Origin of the sequence: Paenibacillus cucumis (ex Kampfer et al. 2016) (genome assembly GCF_019748695.1) — a bacterium.
Taxonomy (GTDB): domain Bacteria; phylum Bacillota; class Bacilli; order Paenibacillales; family Paenibacillaceae; genus Paenibacillus; species Paenibacillus polysaccharolyticus.
The window spans coordinates 41622-62268 of sequence record NZ_JACLIC010000019.1; the positions used below are offsets into that span (position 1 = coordinate 41622).

Annotated in this window: 23 protein-coding genes; all 23 read left to right on the forward strand. The window is 46.0% G+C overall.

The genetic code is table 11. The features are described from left to right. Positions 1 to 6 precede the first annotated feature (6 nt). The 23 genes from spoIIIAC to spo0A all read left to right on the forward strand — a co-directional run bounded on the left by spoIIIAC (position 7) and on the right by spo0A (position 20383). Positions 7 to 210 (forward strand): stage III sporulation protein AC, encoded by a 204-nt coding sequence (gene spoIIIAC / locus H7T88_RS11390; RefSeq protein ID WP_017687585.1) that lies wholly within the window; start codon positions 7 to 9, stop codon positions 208 to 210. A gap of 31 nt (positions 211 to 241) precedes the next feature. Further along, positions 242 to 631, forward strand: coding sequence for a stage III sporulation protein AD (gene spoIIIAD / locus H7T88_RS11395; protein WP_090922532.1), 390 nt, complete (start codon positions 242 to 244; stop codon positions 629 to 631). Between the two features lie 20 nt (positions 632 to 651). Continuing rightward, positions 652 to 1842 (forward strand): stage III sporulation protein AE, encoded by a 1191-nt coding sequence (gene spoIIIAE / locus H7T88_RS11400; protein WP_221788516.1) that lies wholly within the window; start codon positions 652 to 654, stop codon positions 1840 to 1842. Between the two features lie 31 nt (positions 1843 to 1873). Then, on the forward strand, positions 1874 to 2719 hold the full coding sequence (gene spoIIIAF / locus H7T88_RS11405) for a stage III sporulation protein AF (protein WP_221788517.1): 846 nt from the start codon (positions 1874 to 1876) through the stop codon (positions 2717 to 2719). Positions 2720 to 2734: 15 nt separating this feature from the next. Next, the gene (gene spoIIIAG / locus H7T88_RS11410) at positions 2735 to 3373 is read left to right on the forward strand and encodes a stage III sporulation protein AG (RefSeq protein ID WP_221788518.1); all 639 of its coding nucleotides are present in this window, start codon (positions 2735 to 2737) and stop codon (positions 3371 to 3373) included. A gap of 68 nt (positions 3374 to 3441) precedes the next feature. Beyond that, complete coding sequence (locus H7T88_RS11415) at positions 3442 to 4272, forward strand: SpoIIIAH-like family protein (protein WP_221788519.1); 831 nt, start codon at positions 3442 to 3444, stop codon at positions 4270 to 4272. Between the two features lie 139 nt (positions 4273 to 4411). Beyond that, positions 4412 to 4882 carry an acetyl-CoA carboxylase biotin carboxyl carrier protein gene (gene accB / locus H7T88_RS11420; protein WP_090922713.1) on the forward strand — a complete coding sequence of 157 codons (471 nt, stop codon included), beginning with the start codon at positions 4412 to 4414 and terminating at the stop codon, positions 4880 to 4882. Positions 4883 to 4935: 53 nt separating this feature from the next. Then, positions 4936 to 6279: an acetyl-CoA carboxylase biotin carboxylase subunit gene (gene accC / locus H7T88_RS11425; protein ID WP_090922521.1), complete on the forward strand. Its 1344-nt coding sequence runs from the start codon at positions 4936 to 4938 to the stop codon at positions 6277 to 6279. Positions 6280 to 6496: 217 nt separating this feature from the next. Continuing rightward, a complete protein-coding gene (locus H7T88_RS11430) occupies positions 6497 to 6907 on the forward strand; it encodes an Asp23/Gls24 family envelope stress response protein (RefSeq protein WP_090922519.1) in 411 nt (136 codons plus the stop codon). Between the two features lie 146 nt (positions 6908 to 7053). Then, entirely contained in the window at positions 7054 to 7593 is a 540-nt protein-coding gene (gene amaP / locus H7T88_RS11435) for an alkaline shock response membrane anchor protein AmaP (protein WP_090922517.1), read from the forward strand. Between the two features lie 14 nt (positions 7594 to 7607). After that, on the forward strand, positions 7608 to 7841 hold the full coding sequence (locus H7T88_RS11440; protein WP_090922515.1) for a DUF2273 domain-containing protein: 234 nt from the start codon (positions 7608 to 7610) through the stop codon (positions 7839 to 7841). Between the two features lie 215 nt (positions 7842 to 8056). Further along, positions 8057 to 8509 (forward strand): transcription antitermination factor NusB, encoded by a 453-nt coding sequence (gene nusB, locus H7T88_RS11445; protein WP_154888448.1) that lies wholly within the window; start codon positions 8057 to 8059, stop codon positions 8507 to 8509. Positions 8510 to 8609: 100 nt separating this feature from the next. After that, a complete protein-coding gene (folD, locus tag H7T88_RS11450; RefSeq protein ID WP_090922511.1) occupies positions 8610 to 9467 on the forward strand; it encodes a bifunctional methylenetetrahydrofolate dehydrogenase/methenyltetrahydrofolate cyclohydrolase FolD in 858 nt (285 codons plus the stop codon). Between the two features lie 10 nt (positions 9468 to 9477). Beyond that, entirely contained in the window at positions 9478 to 10842 is a 1365-nt protein-coding gene (xseA, locus tag H7T88_RS11455; RefSeq protein ID WP_221788520.1) for an exodeoxyribonuclease VII large subunit, read from the forward strand. Then, entirely contained in the window at positions 10832 to 11089 is a 258-nt protein-coding gene (gene xseB, locus H7T88_RS11460) for an exodeoxyribonuclease VII small subunit (protein ID WP_221788521.1), read from the forward strand. The genes xseA and xseB overlap by 11 nt, the downstream gene beginning before the upstream one ends. Next, complete coding sequence (locus tag H7T88_RS11465; RefSeq protein ID WP_423246130.1) at positions 11082 to 11987, forward strand: polyprenyl synthetase family protein; 906 nt, start codon at positions 11082 to 11084, stop codon at positions 11985 to 11987. The genes xseB and H7T88_RS11465 overlap by 8 nt, the downstream gene beginning before the upstream one ends. Positions 11988 to 12277: 290 nt before the next feature. Then, complete coding sequence (gene dxs, locus H7T88_RS11470; RefSeq protein WP_221788523.1) at positions 12278 to 14185, forward strand: 1-deoxy-D-xylulose-5-phosphate synthase; 1908 nt, start codon at positions 12278 to 12280, stop codon at positions 14183 to 14185. 31 nt (positions 14186 to 14216) lie between these two features. Next, the gene (locus H7T88_RS11475) at positions 14217 to 15062 is read left to right on the forward strand and encodes a TlyA family RNA methyltransferase (protein ID WP_154957657.1); all 846 of its coding nucleotides are present in this window, start codon (positions 14217 to 14219) and stop codon (positions 15060 to 15062) included. An 85-nt stretch (positions 15063 to 15147) separates the two neighbouring features. Further along, positions 15148 to 15633: a hypothetical protein gene (locus tag H7T88_RS11480; protein WP_221788525.1), complete on the forward strand. Its 486-nt coding sequence runs from the start codon at positions 15148 to 15150 to the stop codon at positions 15631 to 15633. Positions 15634 to 15723: 90 nt separating this feature from the next. Then, positions 15724 to 16173 carry a transcriptional regulator AhrC/ArgR gene (ahrC, locus tag H7T88_RS11485; protein WP_221788527.1) on the forward strand — a complete coding sequence of 150 codons (450 nt, stop codon included), beginning with the start codon at positions 15724 to 15726 and terminating at the stop codon, positions 16171 to 16173. A 23-nt stretch (positions 16174 to 16196) separates the two neighbouring features. After that, on the forward strand, positions 16197 to 17915 hold the full coding sequence (recN, locus tag H7T88_RS11490) for a DNA repair protein RecN (protein WP_090922495.1): 1719 nt from the start codon (positions 16197 to 16199) through the stop codon (positions 17913 to 17915). Positions 17916 to 18035: 120 nt separating this feature from the next. After that, positions 18036 to 19364, forward strand: a complete 1329-nt coding sequence (gene spoIVB / locus H7T88_RS11495) for a SpoIVB peptidase (protein WP_221788529.1) — start codon at positions 18036 to 18038, stop codon at positions 19362 to 19364. A 203-nt stretch (positions 19365 to 19567) separates the two neighbouring features. Next, positions 19568 to 20383 (forward strand): sporulation transcription factor Spo0A, encoded by an 816-nt coding sequence (gene spo0A / locus H7T88_RS11500; protein ID WP_221788530.1) that lies wholly within the window; start codon positions 19568 to 19570, stop codon positions 20381 to 20383. Positions 20384 to 20647 lie beyond the last annotated feature (264 nt).

Sequence of the window (20647 nt, forward strand, 5' to 3'; positions counted from 1 at the left end):
AAGGTCATGAATTTAGAAGTGAACGCAATCTTTCAAATTGCGGGCATTGGAATCATTATAGCGATGATTCATACCGTATTGAAACAAATGGGAAAGGAAGATATGGCTCACTGGGTGACCGTAATCGGATTTGTCGTTGTACTGTTCATGGTTGTTCGAATGCTGGACAGCCTGCTACAAGAGATTAAATCCATATTTCTTTTTCAATGAAATCGGTCATGAAGCCGGATGGTGGTGACCCGTGGAGATTATTCAAGTTGTTGGTCTGGCACTCATTGCAACCGTATTGATTTTAGTCATTAAGGAACAAAAGCCGATGTTTGCCTTTCTGATTGCGGCAGCCACTGGTGTAGTGATCTTTATGCTGTTGATTGGCAAAATTGGCACAGTCATTGAAGTGCTGAAGCGACTTGCTGAAAATTCCGGTATGGAGAGCATCTATCTGAAAACGGTATTGAAGATTATCGGCATTGCTTACATTGCTGAATTCGGTGCACAGATTGTCAGAGATGCAGGGCAAGAGAGCATCGCCTCCAAGATTGAACTAGCTGGCAAAGTGCTGATTCTTGTACTCGCGATTCCGATCATTAGCATCATTATCGAAACCGTGATGAAACTGATGCCGGTGTAGAAAGGGCGGGCGGATAACTGATGAAATTGATGCATAACAAGCCGCGCTGGCGCCTCATCATTGTGCTGATGATATGTTTCATGTTCGGTGTAATTGGACAGGTTGTAGCCACCACGCCTTCAAACGAGTGGATAAAGCAGCAGGCTGATGAGCTTCCGAAGGATCAGGTCGAGAAATATTGGGATCAACTGATGAAACAGTACGGTGGTTTTTTTCCAGAAGGCAAAACGCCATCGTTCATGGATATGTTAATTCCCGGGAATGAAGGATTCAGTCTGAAATCGGTATTTTCGGCAATTGGCACGTTTATGTTGCATGAAATTTTATATAACGGCAAACTTTTGGTCACGATCGTGATGTTGACAGTGCTGAGCATGATTTTGGAGACACTTCAGACTGCTTTTGAGAAGAACAATATTAGTAAAATTGCATATGCCATCTGTTATCTGGTCATCATTATCATCGCAATCAACAGCTTTAGCGTAGCAATTGGTTATGCAAAAGAGGCTATATCCGGCATGATCAACTTTATGATGGCGATGGTTCCACTTCTGTTCACACTGCTCGCTTCGATGGGTAATGTCGTTACCGTTTCGGTGACGCACCCGCTAATTATTTTCATGATTCATCTCGTAAGTACGCTGATCCATCTGCTAGTGTTCCCACTTCTCTTCTTCTCGGCTGTGCTGCATCTGGTGAGCTCGCTTTCGGATAAATACAAATTGACACAAATGGCTGACCTGTTGCGAAACATCAGTGTAGCCTTGCTGGGCATTCTGCTGACGATGTTTCTGGGGGTTATTTCGGTACAGGGAGCTTCGGGATCGGTTGCGGATGGTGTCAGTTTGAAGGCAGCCAAATATATTGCAGGAAACTTTGTACCCGTTGTAGGGAGGACATTTGCAGATGCAACGGACACCGTGATCACGGCATCGTTGCTTGTCAAAAATGCAATCGGACTGACAGGTGTCATTATTATCTTGTTCCTCTGTGCGTTTCCGGCCATTAAAATTCTGGCGCTGGCCTTGATCTACAACGTGACCGGAGCGATCATGCAACCTTTGGGAGAGACGCCGATCGTAGATTGCTTGCAAGCGATTGGTAAAAGCATGATTTATGTGTTCGCGGCACTGGCCGCCGTTGGACTCATGTTTTTCCTGGCAATTACGATTCTGCTGACCGCAGGCAATCTTACGGTCATGATGCGTTAAATACCTGTCTGCAGGAAAGGGGCTGGATAGGATGGGGTGGCTGAGCAACTGGCTGCAGGATCTGATCATGATCGTTTTACTGGCAACGTTTGTAGATATGCTACTCCCGAATCGTTCCATGGAACGGTATGTCAAGCTTGTGCTGAGCCTTCTCATCCTGCTGACCTTGTTATCCCCCATCACGAAACTGTTGAAAAGTGATCCGGTAGGGGAACTAAAACGCGCCATGACCGCAATGGATGCACCTCCTGACGGGCAAGCCACACTGGAGCAGATTCTGGCTCAAGGGAAGCGAATGCAGGCGAGTGAACAACAACAGTCCCTAAAGTGGACGGCGAAGGAACTCGCTAACGTTATGAAAGGTCAGATTGAAGAGACAACTGGAGCAAAGGTTCAGTCGGTTGAGGTACAACTGGCGATGAAGAAATCAAATTCGGATACCCAAGCAACCACTTCTGTTGAACTGCCTGTCATTCAGCATGTGAAGGTGCAACTAGCAAGTGGAAAGGGTGATTCGAAAACGGATGCGGCCGAACCTGTGAGTAGCAACCCGATGAAAGAAACCAAAGATTCGTTAGAACATGATGAAAATTACCCGAGTACTCAACCTGTGCAGATTGATCCAGTTGAAATTAAGAATATACAGATTGAGTCAAACGGGCAGCGATCCGAGCAACCAAAGAGAGATCAGGTAGCTTCTAATCAAGCATCCGAACCCTCCGTTACCCGGAATGATAGTGAAGATTCAAACGTTAAGCAAACTAGTGTTTCACGGTCTGAACACGCAGTACAAATCATCACATTGCTCAAAGAGAAGTGGGAAGTTGATGCGAGCCAGGTGCGAGTGACGGAGACAAACAATTCAGAAGTGCTCTGAAAAGGAGGCGATCCGATGAAACACTGGTTCAAAAAGCTGGAAAGCTGGATGGGTGGCGGTGAAGGCGGTGCGAAGCGCAGTCAAACCTTACGGTGGTTAATCATTTTGGGACTGATCGGTGTGGGCATCATGCTCTTTAATTCCTTTGTCAACGTCAAAAAGATCGATTCTGAAAACATCGGTCGTGAACCACCAGAACAAGCTACTTCCATGTCGACGATGCAAAATGGTTTGTTGGAAGAAAACCCTTTTCAGGCGATTGAAATAGCATTCGAAGACAAGATCAAAGGCGTGTTGGAAAATATCGTTGGTGTAGGCACTGTGGATGTGATGGTTACCGTGGATTCTACGGAAGAACTCGTGGTGCAGCGGAACGTCAAAGATTCACAGCAGCTTACCGAAGAGACGGATGCCAATGGCGGTAAACGGCATATGACGCAATATACCCGTGACGGTGAGATCATTACGTACGAATTATCAGGGGATCAGACACCCATTGTCACGAAAAAGCTGAAACCGCAAATCCGCGGAGTGCTGGTGGTGGCAAAAGGTGCAGAGAACAAGGTTGTGAAGGACCTCATTACAGATGCCGTTGAAAAAGGTTTGAACGTAGCGGCTTACCGGATCTCGGTTGTTCCGCGCAAACAGGATTAAAGCTTTGAATGACGATAAGAAGAGATGTGTTGTCAGAATCAACCCTATTTTTGAGGAGGAACTTCTAAATGAATAACAAACGTCAAACAATATGGCTGGTTTCCATGCTGAGTCTAATGGTTATCTTGTCCGCCTATTATCTCTTTACTGAAGATTCCGGGCCCGTTAATCCCCCTGTAGCTGACAGTCAGCAAGTAGATGCGATGAAACAAGGCGAGGCAAAGGAAACCGCTGGTATTCTTGATCCAACAGAAGGTCTGGTGATCAACGAGGTCGTGAACAGCGGAGAGATTAAGGGTGATTCCGGTGCGGCGAGCCCGGCCGAAAACACAACTGGCGCAGAAGGTAAGGAAGCGGGAAGCGCAGAAAAAACACCTGCTACTGAACCAGGCAGCAAAGAAGGAGAAACGGATCAAAAGTCAGAAACTAGTGTGGAAAAAGGAGCGGTGACTACCCCAGGAACGGAAGGGGAAACAGAGGGGACTGCTGCTAAAACGGATGAAGAAGTGCTGAAAGAGATGGAACAGCAAAATACGGCTGTGTCGGCAAGCAGTCAGTTCCAGAATTACCAGTGGCAGCGTGAAGAGAGTAACAACCGTAAGTACGAGGAATTGATGACTATTGCAGGTGATCTTAGTAAAACACCGGAAGAAAATGCAAAAGCAACAGAACAGCTCCGGGTACTTGAAGATAAAGAAGCCAAAATTACAGGCATTGAAGAGACACTTTCCCAGCAATTCGCAAATGCAGTCGTTCAAGAAGAGGCTGACAAGTATAAAGTGGTGGTTCTGAGTGACAAACTTGACGTTAAACAGGCGGTTTCTATTGTTGATCTGGTTATGAAAGAATTGTCTGTATCACAGAACAAAATCAGCGTGCAATATGTCACAGAACAGTAATCGGAAATGTGATAAGGAAGCCCCGGGAGCCTGTTCGACTCTCGGGCTCTTTCCATTTTTAATGATTATGATATAATACTAAAAGCCATATGACCGTCCTCGTGAGACTGGCATGATGCCGAAGGAGTGAATAATGGAAATGTTTAAATTGAGCGAAATTAAAGAACTGATCAAGTTGGTTGATGAAAGTTCTGTTCAGGAATTGGAAATTGAAAATGAAGGATCACGTTTGTCGATTCGCAAACCAGGTAAAACGGAGTTCGTACAGGCTGCTGCCGTACAACCGCAAGTGATTGCTGCTCCTCAGGTGCAACCTGCTGCTACCGCAGTGGTTAGCGAGGCTGCCCCGCAAGCCGATACAACAAGTCATTTACATAAAATTGTATCTCCGATGGTAGGTACATTTTACAGAGCTTCCTCACCGGAAGCTGGTTCTTTTGTGAGTGTGGGTGATAAAGTTGTTGAGAAAACAACGGTATGCATCATCGAAGCCATGAAACTGATGAACGAGCTTGATGCGGACATCAAGGGAGAAATCGTTGAAGTGCTGGTTGAAAATGGACAGCTTGTCGAATACGGACAGCCTCTGTTCCTGGTAAAACCGGAATAACGGTTTACAGGTTTATAGCAACCGCATGAGCTTCGAAGGAGGACAAAGACGAAATGAAATTCCATAAAATATTGATTGCCAATCGTGGTGAGATTGCTGTGCGCATTATTCGTGCCTGCCGCGAGCTTGGCATTTCGACAGTGGCTGTTTACTCGGAAGCGGACAAAGATTCCTTGCATGTCCGTCTTGCAGACGAGGCCTACTGTATCGGACCAACACTGTCTAAAGACAGTTATCTTAACTTTACTAACCTGATGAGTGTAGCTACTTTGACGGAATGTGACGCCATCCACCCTGGATACGGTTTCTTGGCCGAGAATGCTGATTTTGCGGAAATCTGTGATTCCTGCAACATTACATTCATTGGTCCTTCACCGGAAGCTATTACCAAGATGGGTGACAAGGCTGTAGCGAAACAGACGATGAAGGATGCAGGCGTACCTGTTATTCCTGGATCAGACGGCCTTGTGGAAACTACCGAAGAAGCGATTATGATTGGACGTGATATCGGGTATCCTGTCATTATCAAAGCTACCGCTGGTGGTGGGGGTAAAGGGATTCGGATCGCTGAAAACGAAGAGCAATTGGTAAAACAAATCACGGCTGCACAGCAGGAAGCTCAGAAAGCATTCGGGAACGCCGGTGTGTATCTGGAGAAATTCCTGACAGGCATGAAGCACGTTGAAATTCAGATTATGGCTGACAAACACGGCAATGCCGTGCATCTTGGCGAGCGTGATTGTTCGGTTCAGCGCCGTCGTCAGAAGCTTGTTGAGGAAGCACCGTGTCCTGTGATCAACGAGGAAGTCCGTACGCTCATGGGAGAAGCTGCTGTGCGAGCTGCACTTGCGGTGAATTACTCCGGAGCCGGTACACTGGAATTCCTTCTAAGTCCAAACGGGGAGTTCTACTTTATGGAGATGAATACTCGTATTCAGGTTGAACATCCGGTTACCGAGATGGTAACGGGTGTCGATCTGATCCGTGAAATGATCTCTGTTGCCGAAGGTAATCCGTTATCTTTCCGTCAGGAAGATGTGGTTATTAACGGATGGTCCATTGAATGCCGAATTAACGCTGAAGATCCTGACCGTAACTTTATGCCTGCACCAGGCAAGATTGGTTTTTACCTTGCACCGGGTGGCCCTGGAGTTCGGGTGGACAGCGCAGCGTATCCTGGTTACACAATCTCACCATTCTATGACTCCATGATTGCAAAATTGATCGTTTGGGGCGCAACTCGTGATGAAGCGATCGCCAAAATGAAGCGTGCTTTGGCAGAATTCGCGATTGAAGGCATCTCAACAACGATTCCTTTCCATCAGAAACTTCTGGAGCATCCAACGTTTATTCGCGGAGATTTTGATATTAAATTTCTCGAGGAAAACGAGATTTAACAGTCATATTGGACTTGTTTGTCATAATCTAGCCCAAATGATATAGTATGTAATAATAAGAGCGCATGTCTCCTGCATCGGATAAGCCCGCCTTCTAGCGGATGGTTGCAGGAGCTCCGGTAAAGCCGGACCGGAAGGGTTCTGAGTGTTGTGAAAATGAACCGGCACCCTGACGGATGGCCGCAAACTTATCTCGCGAAAGGTGTGTTGAACATTTATGAGTACACTACCGACAGAATTTGAACGCACGGATATCGGTGAAATCCAGATCGCACCTGAAGTTATCGAAGTGATTGCTGGACTTGCAACTGTGGAAGTTAAAGGAGTAGCTGGGATGAGCGGTGGATTCGCAGGTGGATTCGCGGAATTGCTCGGCCGCAAAAACCTTTCAAAAGGAGTTAAGGTTGAAGTAGGTCAACGCGAAGCTGCAGTGGATGTTTCCGTTATTATTGAATATGGATACCGTTTGCCGCAGGTTGCTACTGAAATCCAACAAAACGTGAAGCGCTCCATTGAAAACATGACAGGATTGAACGTAAATGAAGTGAATGTTCACATTCATGACGTTCAATTCAAGAGTGCTGAAAAGGTGGAAGAGATCGACCTGAACACGCAACGTGTAAAATAATAAGACAGATTTCCCCCGGCACTTCTGTCGGGGGTTATCCCGTCTTGGACGGGTCTTTCGTTATGCACTTGAGACGGACAAGGTGATCAACGTTAAGCTTTTCAGCAGTTAAGCAATGTGAGTGAGCAAGGGAGGCTGTGCAGTTCGTGGCTAAAATACTGGATCGGCTTCTGTTGTTTATATACAGCATAAGCGTAGGAGCAATATCGGCAGCGGTAATCTTACTGATTAGCGGTGTGCTGCCATACGAATTGAATTACCAGCAGGAACAAAATGTTATTGTTGCGTCAATTGTCGCGGCAGCGATTTTGTTTGTCCTGAGTTTACGTTTTTTCTACATCTCGATTCGCCGCGAGCGTGGCTCGTTACCTTCTGTGGATCAACGTACCGAGTTCGGGGATGTTCAGATTTCAATGGAGACAATTGAAAATCTCTGTTTGAAGGCTACTTCCCGTTTTCGTGGAGTACGTGACGTCAAAGCGCGCATCCGTGTGGTGGAGTCAGGACTGGAGATTAAGATTCGGGCTGTTGTGGATGGGGAGACACCTATTCCGGCGCTGACTACGGATCTGCAAAAGGCGATACATGATCATGTGCAAGAGATTACAGGAATTCCTGTTTCTTTTGTAACCGTATATATCGCTAATGTGACCCAGTCGCCTAACTACAAGAGTCGCGTGGAATGAGGTGAGTTTCACTGATGTTGTGGAAAGAGCTTTGGGATAGCTACAAGGGACGTATTCTAGGCGTTGCCTTTGGTATTTTATTGGGATTTCTTTATGTTTGGATCGGTTTTTGGGATATGTTGTTCTTTGCACTTTTGGTGTTCATCGGGTATACATTTGGCAGACGAAGCGATGAGAAGCTAGGCTCGTTCATCCCTTGGGGAGAGTTACGACAATGGCTTGGAGATCGCTGGCGTCCGTTCAAATAAGCCTATCAGAACCCTGCAATATGTTTCTTCCGAAAATAGAACTGTAGTTTGAGTTGCCCGATTTTTGGAGGAAACGTGTTGCAGGTTTTTTTGTGAAAAGAGAACGCAATATCAGAGAGGAGCCATGGGTATCCTGTATAGGGTAATGAAGTGGTTTCTTGAATTTTAAAATAAGCATGATGACGCTCGGGAATGAGCGCTGCAGGAGGCAGGACATGAAAAGACGTTTGGCAAGGGAAATTGCAGTACAGAGTCTGTATCAGATGGAAATGAATGAAGTAAGCGCGTCTGAAGCGGTAAATATGCTGATTAATGAAGCGGCTGAGGAAAATGAAACGGAAGTTGAAATCCGTGATGAAGAAAAAATGCGTAGCTACGTTACCGAAATGGTGCAAGGTGCGTGGGGGCATAAGGAAGCGATTGATGGTTTGCTTGTGGACTATTTGAAAGGCTGGCAGCTGAGCCGTTTGTCACGTGTAGACCGCCAAATTTTGCGCTTGTCCACCTATGAGATGGTATTCCGTGATGATGTACCAGCCAAAGTTTCTGTCAACGAAGCGATTGAATTGTCGAAGTATTTTGGTACAGATGAATCAGGCAAGTTCGTCAATGGTGTTCTTGGCCGCATGATTCAGGAAGTGGATAGCATCAAGCAAAAATTATCCTAAGGGAACTTTCTGATGGAGTAGAGTAGACAAGCCAGCTTTTCTGTAAGGATGTATCTAGATCGTTTTATCTAATATATGTTCATATAAGGGAGAGAGTACAATGACAGCATCTATTATTAACGGTAAAGAAGTATCCCAAGAGCTCCGCGCAAGCATGACCGCAGAAGTAAAACAACTAAGCGAACAGGGAGTAGTACCGGGTCTGGCTGTTGTGCTCGTGGGGGAAGATCCGGCTTCTCAAGTTTATGTGCGTAATAAGGAAAAAGCATGTCATGACCTCGGCTTTTACTCTGAAGTACATCGGTTGGATGCAAGTACATCGCAAGCGGATTTGCTAGCTCTCGTGGACAAGCTGAACAATCAGAAGTCCATCAATGGTATTCTTGTGCAGCTTCCACTGCCGAGCCACATTGAAGAGAAAGCGGTAATCGATGCGATTGCTGTAGATAAAGACGTAGATGGATTCCACCCAGTGAATGTGGGGAATTTGGTTATCGGTGATGACAGCTTGCTCCCGTGTACACCTGCCGGTGTCATTGAATTAATTAAACGCACGGGTCTGGAAATGTCCGGTAAACACGCTGTCGTTATCGGTCGTAGTAACATTGTAGGTAAACCGGTGTCCTTGTTATTGCAACGTGAAAATGCAACCGTAACGATGTGTCATTCCCGTACGGCTAATATGAAAGAAATTACACGTCAAGCGGATATTCTGGTCGTAGCGATCGGTCGTGCCAATTTTGTGGATGCCGATTATGTTAAACCAGGCGCTGTTGTGATCGATGTCGGCATGAATCGTTTGGATAACGGAAAACTCGCGGGGGATGTAGATTTTGAAAGTGTAAAAGAAGTCTCTGGCCCAATTACACCTGTTCCCGGCGGCGTGGGTCCAATGACGATCACCATGCTGATGCAGAACACTCTGATCGCGGCAAAACGCGCTCACGGATTGGCCTAGGTAACTGTCTGTGGCAGAGCAAAAAATTTACTCTATCAAAGACCTGAACCGATATATCCGGATGAAACTGGAATCGGATCAGGTTCTGTCGGACGTCTGGCTGCGCGGAGAGATATCCAATTTCACGCATCACTCCAGCGGCCACATGTATTTTACATTAAAGGACAAGGACAGTCGGATTAAATCCATCATGTTTGCATCGCATAATCAGCGTTTACCCTTTGTACCGAAGGAGGGTGCAAGGGTTATTGCGCGTGGTAACGTTTCGGTATATGAACGCGACGGGCAGTATCAATTTTATGCGACACATATGCAGCCAGATGGTATAGGCAGTCTATATCTGGCTTATGAGCAGCTGAAAAAGAAACTGGAGGACGAAGGATTGTTCTCTCCTGCTCGCAAAAGACCCATCCCAAGTTATCCACAAACGATTGGTGTTGTAACATCTCCTACAGGAGCGGCTGTTCGTGACATTATAATCACACTGCAACGAAGGTATCCATCGGCTAAAGTTGTATTGTACCCGGTGCTTGTTCAAGGCAAAGGGGCTGCACCATCCATCGTCAAGGCAATAAACAACTTTAACCATATGGCTGAAGCAGATGTGCTTATTGTAGGACGGGGCGGTGGATCACTCGAAGAACTGTGGGCTTTTAATGAAGAAATTGTAGCTCGAGCCATAGCAGCTTCAACCATTCCAGTGATCTCTGCGGTTGGTCATGAAACGGACTTTACGATTGCAGACTTTGCTTCCGATTTACGTGCTGCGACACCAACAGCGGCAGCGGAACTTGCTGTGCCGAATCGTGCAGAGCTGATGGAACAGATTGCACGAAGACAGCGCCAGTTACAGAACAGTCTGAAGCAACGTGCCGTATATCATCGTGAACGCCTAAATCGTCTTCAGCGCTCCCCCGTGCTGGTGCATCCGCGCAGAACGTTGATGCAGCATACAGAACGTCTGGATATGTTACATCAACGCTTGCAACGAAGTGTGGATACACGAATGAAATGGACGGGAGAAAAACAAGAACGGTTGCGGACAGCTTTACAGCGGTTTAATCCTCGGGAACAAGTGAATACAGCACGCCGGGATAATGCAGCCGCTCGTAAGCAACTTGAACTTGCGATGAGATCAATTACACGTAGCAAGCAACAACAGTGGAAGTCACTGGTAAGGCATCTCGATGCACTCAGTCCGCTGAAGGTAATGTCACGTGGTTATAGTCTTGTCTACGATGAGCAGGAACAGCAATTGATTAAATCCATAAATGATGTACAGCCGGGCGACTCGGTGAAGATCAAATTAGCGGACGGACAGCTGGACTGTCAGGTCTGGGGAATGAAGGAGGACAACAACATCCATGGCGAATGAACCGGAACTGAATTTTGAAGAGGCAATGGCGGCATTAGAAGACATCGTAGGTCAGCTGGAGCATGGAGATGTTCCTCTGGAGCAAGCGATTGATTTGTTTCAGCGCGGAATGAAACTTTCCCAGTTATGTGGCCTGAAGCTGGAACAAGTGGAACGTAAGATCGAGATGATCGTAGAAGAAGATGGGGAGCTTCGCAAGAAGCCTTTTGGCACGGCTGACGATGAGAGCGGTGAGATCAATGAGTAACCGTCTTTCATTCGAAGCGTACCTTCAGGAAGTAACTGGAGATGTTACGGAAGCGCTGAAACACACCCTTCCCGAGCATTGGGATATACCTCGTTCGCTCACGGAATCGATGCAGTATTCATTAATGGCTGGAGGTAAACGCCTTCGTCCACTTCTGGTCGTTGCTGCGGCGGAAGCCTTCGGAGCGGAGCGTACAGCTGCGATGCCGGTAGCCTGCGCCGTGGAGATGGTTCATACGTATTCGTTGATCCACGACGACTTGCCTGCGATGGATAATGATGATTATCGTAGGGGAAAATTAACGAATCACAAAGTATATGGCGAAGCGACAGCCATTCTTGCGGGAGATGCACTGCTGACCCACGCTTTCTACAGCATTGTTCAGACAGGACGTCAAAGCGGAGTGAATGCTGATGCTCTGTTAGCTATTGTTCAGGATTTAGCTGAACTTGCAGGAGCCAGAGGCATGGTTGGTGGCCAGGTTGCTGATATGGAAGGCGAGCAAGGGTTGACTGATTTGTCTCAGCTTCAATATATTCATCTGCATAAAACAGGTGATCTGATTGTCTTCTCCCTCCTTGCAGGTGCTCGCATCGGCGGGGCTACAGAAGGACAATTGGAGGCGCTGAGTGTATTTGGGCGGGATTTAGGACTTGCATTCCAGATTCAGGATGACATTTTAGACCTGACGGGTGACGAGCAGAAGATGGGGAAAAAAACGCAAAGTGACGTGAATCAGCAGAAGGTAACTTATCCGTACTTTATCGGAATGGAAGCTTCCGTTGCAGAAGTGAAATCCCTCACACAATCCGCTAAAGATGCACTTGAACGAGCGCAATTGCCGGATGCTTCAAGGTTAATGGAGATTGCCGATTATCTGATGAGCCGTGACCATTAACATTTAACTTAGGCAGCTGATTCAATGTGAAATGAACAGTGTAATGATAGTAATGGCTTCTTTATGCCAATAAACGAAACGAAAGCTTCTTTCAATGATTGGAGAATACATAATTATAGAGCTTCGGATATGAATCGTAAGCGAACGACTCTTGATCGGCTGAAGCGGGCTGTAAATTATGATTCTTGTTCATTTATGGTATAATGATTCAATGTTATTCCATCCATTACACTCAATAAATGATATATATCTAATAAACAACAACATTCTAGGAAAGCGGGGAGATTCTCGTGCTGCTTCCACAAATTAAACAACCCAGTGATCTAAAGGTGATGTCCCAGGATGATCTTGTCCTTTTGTCGGCAGAGATCCGCCAGTTTCTGATTGAGAAGCTGTCTGCTACAGGCGGGCATCTTGCACCGAACTTAGGAGTGGTTGAGCTCACCGTGGCCCTGCACTACTGCTACAACAGTCCAACGGATAAAATGATTTTTGATGTGGGACACCAGGCTTATGTGCATAAAGTTTTGACGGGGCGGATGGATCGCTTTGATACGTTGCGTCAACAGAACGGATTATGCGGATTTGTCAAACGGAACGAAAGTGAACACGATGTATGGGAAGCCGGACACAGTAGTACTTCATTGTCTGCTGCCATGGGTATGGCTATGGCTCGTGATCTGAAAGGTGAGGATAATCAGGTTATCGCCATCATTGGAGACGGAGCGCTTACAGGCGGTATGGCGTTTGAAGCACTGAACCATATCGGACATGAACAGCGTAAGCTGATGGTTATTCTCAATGATAATGAGATGTCTATCGCACCCAATGTGGGAGCCATGCATAAATACTTGAGTAAAATTCGTTCAGATCGTCATTACTTGAAAGCTAAAGATGATGTGGAAGGTATTCTCAAAAAAATTCCGGCCATTGGTGATCGTCTGGCGAAATCGGCGAGCTGGATTAAGGATAGTGTCAAATATATGATGGTTCCTGGTGTTCTTTTTGAAGAACTGGGTTTCACGTATTTGGGCCCGATTGACGGGCATGACATCCCGCAACTGATTGAGGCTTTCAAACAGGCTGACAATGTGGATGGTCCTGTAATGGTTCATGTACTTACAACCAAAGGCAAAGGTTATCAGCCTGCCGAGGCAGATTCGCATAAGTGGCACGGAATTTCGCCATATAAAATTGAATCAGGTCAAGTGCTCAAAGCCGTTGGAAAACCGATGTACACCGAAGTATTCGGTCAGACGCTTGTTGAACTAGCGAAAGAGGATAAACGTATCGTTGCGGTTACACCTGCGATGCCTACAGGTTCAGGTCTAATCCCTTTCAGCAAAGAGTTTCCGGATCGCATGATTGATGTGGGGATTGCGGAACAGCATGCAGCTACGATGTGTGCGGCACTGGCTATGGAAGGGCTAAAACCGGTTTATGCGGTATACTCCACATTCATGCAACGTGCATATGATCAGATCGTTCACGACATCTGTCGTCACAATGCAAATGTTATATTTGCAATTGACCGCGCTGGATTTGTTGGACCTGACGGTGAGACACATCAGGGAGTATACGATGTTGCGTTTATGCGTCACATTCCAAATATCGTGCTTATGATGCCAAAAGATGAGAATGAACTGCGCCATATGATGAAAACGGCGCTGGATTATAACGAAGGTCCGATTGCGTATCGTTACCCGCGTAACAATGTGGTTGGCGTACCAATGGACGATGTGTTAGTTCCGATTCCAATAGGATCCTGGGAACAGCTACGTCCAGCTGAAGGATACGCGATTATGGCCTCGGGTTCCATGGTTCAGCTGGCTGAAGAAGTTGCAGATACGGTGAAACGGGAAGGGATAAATACTGGAGTTATCAATGCTCGGTTCCTCAAACCATTAGATGAACAGATGCTTCGTGATCTGGCTGTCCGCGGGACAAAGCTGATTGTGCTTGAAGAAACCTCGCAGGCAGGCAGCATGGGAAGTGCGGTGTTGGAATTCTATGCTGAGCAAGGTATACATGATGTTCATGTGCATCTGATGGGCATTCCTGATCGATTTATCGAACATGGCAGCATCAAGGAACAACGTGAAGAGGTTGGTCTTACAGTGGAGAATGTAAGTGCAGAATTGCGTAAAATGGCCGTTCAATCTTCATACGGAATGTCCAAAACACGTTTCCCTTCCTAACATTAGAATGATTAGCGGATAGGAGAAAGACATGTCACTCCCGAAAGAACGAATCGATGTGCTGCTGGTGGAGCAGGGCTACTACGAAAGCCGTGAGAAGGCAAAAGCTGCGATTATGGCTGGACTTGTGTATGCCAATAATGAACCGATTGAAAAAGCAGGCATGAAAATTCCAAGGGATGCTCAGCTGAAGGTAAAAGGTTCAGTGCATCCTTATGTAGGCAGAGGTGGACTAAAGCTTGAAAAAGCGATTCGTCATTTCAACCTGAATATGAATGATCTTGTCATGTTGGATATCGGTTCATCCACTGGTGGTTTTACGGATTGTGCTCTTCAACATGGCGCATCCCATGTATACGCCATTGATGTGGGGTATAATCAACTGGACTGGTCACTGCGTAATGATGAGCGGGTCACCGTGATGGAACGTACGAATTTCCGTTACGTCACGCCTGAAGATCTGAGTGGACCTGTGCCAAACTTTGCAAGCATTGACGTATCCTTTATTTCGTTGCGAATTATACTTCCGCCGCTCTTGGCTCTGTTGCAACGGCCTGCGGATATTGTGGCTCTAATTAAACCACAGTTTGAGGCGGGACGAGATAAAGTGGGTAAATCAGGTGTTGTCCGAGACCCGAAGGTGCACAAGGATGTATTGCAGACCATGCTTCATTTTGCCAGTCAACTTGGATTAAACCTGAAAGGCCTGACCTTCTCACCGATTACGGGTGGGGAGGGTAATATCGAATTTCTCGCACACTGGCGTCTGGAAGCACCAGAGGCCGCACAACCAGAGAACGACGAGGCTTCACTTGATGCACTTGCAGAGCAGGTCGCCAAAGAAGCCGCTCATACTTTTACGGGAAACTCATCATAAGATGAGTTTCTTTTCGCTGGAAAGATATTTTGGGACAAAGGAAAACGGGTGTTCGATCTCGAATATATCACTGAGGTGAGCGGTAATGGAGGGTCAATATGACACAATCGTTATTGGTGTGTTTGCTGTCTGTTTAATCGTATGGTTGTTTCTCGGACTGCGTAGCTGGCTGAATCGTCCGATTCCGGTAAGCTTTGCCGAGTTAAGACTTAATGAAAACATTCAAGATTCTCCTGCTCTGACTTTACTTGAGGCCAATGGATACGACGTGATTGGCGGGAAAATGAAAGTACCTTTAGCCTTTGAGGCCGATAATTCCGTTTTATACAGCAGGTTGTTTATTGATTATGTTGCTGAGCGGCAGGATGCAAGGTATTTAGTCAAAACTTCCCGTCGCAGGCAACCGCTTGAACGAAGCGGACCTGCTATAAGGGATCGCTTTCTTCCCTATTTATTATTGTACCCCGGATGTGAAGGATTGCTTTATGTAGATCTGGATGATTCCGATATAATGGTAATCAGGCTTATAGATTATCAAGAAGACGTGTATGATGGAGAGGATCTGGATTAATATATAATAAGTTTGAAATATGGCATGATACAGCATTGCATTAAAGGTCAAGACTGCATCTTTGCAATACATTTCTAATTGGAGGCATGTATGAAAGGACAACGACATATCAAGATTCGTGAAATTATTAGTCAAAATGAAATAGAGACCCAAGATGATCTGGTTGAAGCATTGCGACAAGCGGGTTTTCAGGTGACACAAGCAACGGTATCGCGGGACATCAAAGAGCTTCTTTTAATCAAAATTCCAATGGATGATGGACGATATAAATATTCATTGCCAACCGATCAGCGCTATAATCCGATTCAAAAGCTTAAGCGCGCGCTCGTGGATAATTTCCTGCACATTGATCACGCCAACAATCTTGTAGTGATGAAATGTTTGCCGGGAACAGCGAACTCCATTGCAGCATTGCTTGACAATATCGAGTGGACTGAAGTGATGGGCACGATCTGTGGAGATGATACGATCCTTATTATTTGCCGTACAGAAGACAACAGCGTCACTGTCATTGAGCGCATCATGGGATATATTGCTTAAATCAGCCGGAGGTGTTTTTGCAGATGTTAGTTACATTATCAATTCGCAATCTCGCCGTGGTGGAAGAAGTCGATGTGGTCTTTCATCCGGGATTTCATGTGTTGTCTGGGGAAACCGGTGCAGGTAAATCCATTATCATCGATGCTCTCGGCTTGATCGCGGGAGGACGGAGTTCAGCAGATCTGATTCGGTACGGATGTGACAAAGCAGAGATGGAAGCGCTGTTTGAGATGGAGCCTAGTCATCCGGTGTGGAATACGCTGGAGCAGCTGGGTATTCACTGTGAGCCCGAGGAACATCTGGTGATTCGGCGTGAATTGAACACGCAGGGTAAAAGTACATCACGGATTAACGGACAGCTTGTGAATTTGACAATGCTACGCGAAGTGGGCGAGAAGCTGATCAACATTCACGGTCAACATGAGCATCAGAGTCTGCTTCGTGCAGAAAGTCATCTCGGGTTGCTGGATACGTATGGCTCCGATATAATCGGCCCCGTCAAAGCTAAATACCAGGAGCGCTACAGCAAATTTATTGCAGCTGAGAAGGAATTGCGGGCGCTACAAGAGTCAAGCCAGCGGGCTTACCAACTTCTTGATATGTACCGTTTTCAACTGGAAGAAATCGCTGCGGCTGGTCTTACCCAAGGGGAAGATGAATTACTTGGCGAAGAACGGGTCAAACTATCCCATAGCGAGAAAATGATGGACAGTGTTTCGGGTGCATACGATTTACTGAGTGGACAACGCGGATTAGAAGCGATAAGCATTGCGTTATCCCAAATTGAGGATATCTCTGGATATGACAGCAAAAGATTGCAGCCGATTGTAGAGCAACTACAGTCTGCTTTTTATCAATTGGAAGACGTCACCTTTCAACTGCGGGATTACCGGGAGCGAATCGAATTTAATCCCGGCAGACTGGAAGAGGTGGAGCAACGATTAAATCTGATCTCTGGACTAAGACGCAAATATGGAGATAGCGTAGAACTCATTTTGAATTATTATGAACAGATTAGTCATGAGACCGACCAGCTAGAGAACAAAGATGAGCGTTTGGAGAAGCTTCGTACGGAGCGTGACAAACTGCTTGTGCTTGTGATGGAATCGGCTGAGGAGCTAAGTAAAGTGCGTAAACAATGTGCGGAGGAACTGGCTGCTCAGGTCGAAAGTGAGCTCAAGGATCTGCAGATGGAACGCACGTCACTGCGTGTTCAGATCGTGCCTGCTGAAGATCCAAAGGGCATTGAATGGAATGGACGCCGTATCAGGTTCAGCCGCCAAGGGGCCGACAATGCGGAATTTCTGATCTCCCCTAACCCGGGTGAGCCTCTTCGGCCACTAGGTAAAATCGCTTCAGGCGGAGAATTATCCAGAATCATGCTAGCGATGAAGAGCATATTTGCTCGTCATGACCGCATTCCGGTATTGATTTTTGACGAGGTGGATACAGGGGTTAGCGGCCGGGCGGCACAATCCATTGCGGAGAAGCTTCATCGTCTGTCTTCGACGTGTCAAGTATTCTCAATAACACACTTGCCACAAGTAGCTTGTATGGCGGATCATCAGTATTTGATCGAGAAACATGTTTACGACGGACGCACGATGACTCAAGTGGAATCGCTGTCCGAGGAAGGCCGAGTGAAAGAGTTGGCACGTATGCTCGGTGGTGTGGAAATTACAGAAAAAACATTGCATCATGCGCAAGAAATGCTGAATTTGGCGGAAGCCAAAAAAGGGTGAAACGGACGGCTGGCGTAATGTTTGACAGTAATAAAAGCCTGGGGGCGGGGTTATCTTATAGGTACGCAATTGGCGACCACCTTTCGTCAAGCGAAAGAAGCAAAGGGAGTGTGACAGCCATTGAATTCCCCCCTCAGGAAAAAATTGCTAGGTCTTTTATTTGCCTTCTTTCTATGTGTACTTAGCCAGGTTGTACAGCCGATGCAGAGTTATGCTTCTCTGCCTGATGAAGTGCAGGTCTTTGCGGGCAGGCAAGCAGACGTCAGGCTTACAGTACCAGCCGCTTCAAGCGCTGTCGTAGATCGGCCGGATATCGTTGGACTGGATCATCAGTCTGCAATCAAGGTTACTCGTCAGGAACCTTTACATCTTCATCCTCAGCAGACGGGACATGCTAAACTAACCTTGAAGCTATGGGGGAAAATTCCCGTTAAAACGGTTAATGTAAACGTAATTCCTGATCTGCGTGTTGTTCCAGGGGGTCAAACGATTGGCGTCAAAGTTAAATCTGCAGGTATCCTGGTTGTTGGGCATCATCTCGTTCGTTCTAATCCGGATGAACAAAAATCACCAGGTGAAGCGGCTGGGATTAAATTAGGTGACTTGATTACACATATGGATGGCAAACGTCTGGATGGTGTATCGGGTGTATCCGAGGCCGTAGAACTTGCTGGTAAACGTAATCAAGGTATTGATGTTGTGCTAAAACGGGGGAATGAAACCATTAAAACCAAGTTAACCCCGGCGTATGATGCAGAAGATAAAGCATGGAGACTGGGATTGTACATTCGAGACTCGGCAGCTGGTGTAGGTACGCTTACCTTCTATGCACCTGATCAAGGCGTTTATGGGGCGTTAGGTCATGTCATCACGGACATGAATACTCAAACCTCCATCGTTGTAGGCAGTGGACAAATTGTACAATCTAATGTTACATCCATCTCCAAAAGTGAAACTGGTGATCCTGGTGAGAAAAGAGCCCATTTTCTTAAAGAAAGCAAAATTTTAGGTAACATTGAGCGTAATACGGCTTTTGGTATCTTCGGTAAGATGTCTCAGAATCCGGAACATAGCTTGTATTCGCAAGGAATACCTGTCGCTTTTTCACATGAAGTGAAGGAGGGACCGGCTGAAATTTTGACTGTGGTCGATGGGCAACAGGTTGAACGATTCACCATCGATATTGTGCATGTTGCCGATCAATCGGAGCCAGCGACAAAAGGGTTGGTATTGCGTATTACAGACCCTAAACTGATCGATAAGACGGGTGGCATCGTTCAAGGAATGAGCGGTAGCCCGATTGTTCAAGATGGCAAGCTTATTGGCGCAGTGACTCATGTCTTTGTGAATGATCCGAAATCCGGTTATGGATGCTTCATTGAATGGATGCTCCAAGATGCTGGTGTAATGATGAAAAAAGGTCAAGCGAAAAACCTTAAGGCTGGTTAAACAGCTTTAAGGTTTTTTGTCGAAAGTAAACATATTATATCGTATGCTGAAATAAAATATTTATTATAAAGGATCAAGAAAAAAAAATAAAGAAAAATAATTTTCGACAGAAGGAATTTCACTTGGCGTGTCGAAAATTTAACGTGTAAGGAAATGTACGAAATTGTAAAATACGAGGTTTTAAATAAAAGGAGGATACCGTTTTGCAAAAAATTGAGGTATTGCTGGCCGATGATAACCGTGAATTTACGAATTTGCTCGCCGAATATATATCCGAACAGGAAGATATGGAAGTGACCGGTATTGCATACAACGGTGAAGAAGTATTGCAATTGCTGGAACAAACTCGGGATGTACCGGATGTGTTAATTCTGGATATTATCATGCCTCATCTGGATGGACTCGGAGTGTTGGAACGCCTGCGCGGCTTAAACCTGTCTCCGCAGCCCAAAGTAATTATGCTCACTGCATTCGGCCAGGAAAACATCACACAGCGTGCTGTGCAACTCGGAGCTTCCTATTATATTCTCAAGCCATTTGACATGGAAGTACTGGCGAATCGGGTGCGTCAGCTTGTAGGCACGCAAACGACAATGTCTACAAGCAGCGGTTCTTCTTCCTCCATGTATATCAATAAATCTAATGTTGTACAGATGGGCAAACACAAAAATCTGGATGCCAGCATCACGTCAATCATACATGAAATCGGAGTTCCTGCGCATATTAAAGGTTATCAGTATTTGCGGGAAGCCATTACGATGGTATACAACAATATCGAAATTTTGGGCGCCATCACCAAAACGTTGTACCCGGCCATTGCCGAAAAGTTCAAAACGACGCCGTCTCGCGTCGAACGTGCCATTCGTCACGCCATTGAAGTGGCATGGACACGCGGCAACATCGACAGCATCAGCCACCTGTTTGGTTACACGATCAATATCAGCAAGTCCAAGCCGACGAATAGTGAGTTCATTGCGATGGTTGCTGACAAGCTGAGAATTGAGCATAAGGTTAGCTGAAAGGATTCGGAGTAAAAATAATTTACACCTCTTCGTTCAATCGCTTCTGGCGAGTATCGAAGGGGTGTGTTTTATTTTGGACACGGAATGGACTGTATTATCACTCAGCATATTGAACAACACGAAAAAGTGGATATGTGACTTATTACCTAAAAAGTTTACAGATTTAAGCAAAGGATTGGTGTTTTTTCGAAAAAATTTACCTGAAGTTAACGCTTTTTTAGGTAAAAAGTGGTACGATGTGACCACGGATAGATCAAAAGT

What these genes read in the sequence shown, in the direction of transcription:
- H7T88_RS11480 (WP_221788525.1), top strand. Translation starts at nt 15,148, where the DNA reads ATGGAGGGTCAATATGACACAATCGTTATTGGTGTGTTTGCTGTCTGT.
- H7T88_RS11440 (WP_090922515.1), top strand. Translation starts at nt 7,608, where the DNA reads ATGTTGTGGAAAGAGCTTTGGGATAGCTACAAGGGACGTATTCTAGGC.
- H7T88_RS11415 (WP_221788519.1), top strand. Translation starts at nt 3,442, where the DNA reads ATGAATAACAAACGTCAAACAATATGGCTGGTTTCCATGCTGAGTCTA.
- ahrC (WP_221788527.1), top strand. Translation starts at nt 15,724, where the DNA reads ATGAAAGGACAACGACATATCAAGATTCGTGAAATTATTAGTCAAAAT.
- H7T88_RS11465 (WP_423246130.1), top strand. Translation starts at nt 11,082, where the DNA reads ATGAGTAACCGTCTTTCATTCGAAGCGTACCTTCAGGAAGTAACTGGA.
- accB (WP_090922713.1), top strand. Translation starts at nt 4,412, where the DNA reads ATGTTTAAATTGAGCGAAATTAAAGAACTGATCAAGTTGGTTGATGAA.
- H7T88_RS11430 (WP_090922519.1), top strand. Translation starts at nt 6,497, where the DNA reads ATGAGTACACTACCGACAGAATTTGAACGCACGGATATCGGTGAAATC.
- H7T88_RS11475 (WP_154957657.1), top strand. Translation starts at nt 14,217, where the DNA reads ATGTCACTCCCGAAAGAACGAATCGATGTGCTGCTGGTGGAGCAGGGC.
- xseB (WP_221788521.1), top strand. Translation starts at nt 10,832, where the DNA reads ATGGCGAATGAACCGGAACTGAATTTTGAAGAGGCAATGGCGGCATTA.
- recN (WP_090922495.1), top strand. Translation starts at nt 16,197, where the DNA reads ATGTTAGTTACATTATCAATTCGCAATCTCGCCGTGGTGGAAGAAGTC.
- spoIIIAF (WP_221788517.1), top strand. Translation starts at nt 1,874, where the DNA reads ATGGGGTGGCTGAGCAACTGGCTGCAGGATCTGATCATGATCGTTTTA.
- folD (WP_090922511.1), top strand. Translation starts at nt 8,610, where the DNA reads ATGACAGCATCTATTATTAACGGTAAAGAAGTATCCCAAGAGCTCCGC.
- spoIIIAG (WP_221788518.1), top strand. Translation starts at nt 2,735, where the DNA reads ATGAAACACTGGTTCAAAAAGCTGGAAAGCTGGATGGGTGGCGGTGAA.
- nusB (WP_154888448.1), top strand. Translation starts at nt 8,057, where the DNA reads ATGAAAAGACGTTTGGCAAGGGAAATTGCAGTACAGAGTCTGTATCAG.
- spoIIIAE (WP_221788516.1), top strand. Translation starts at nt 652, where the DNA reads ATGAAATTGATGCATAACAAGCCGCGCTGGCGCCTCATCATTGTGCTG.
- accC (WP_090922521.1), top strand. Translation starts at nt 4,936, where the DNA reads ATGAAATTCCATAAAATATTGATTGCCAATCGTGGTGAGATTGCTGTG.
- spoIIIAC (WP_017687585.1), top strand. Translation starts at nt 7, where the DNA reads ATGAATTTAGAAGTGAACGCAATCTTTCAAATTGCGGGCATTGGAATC.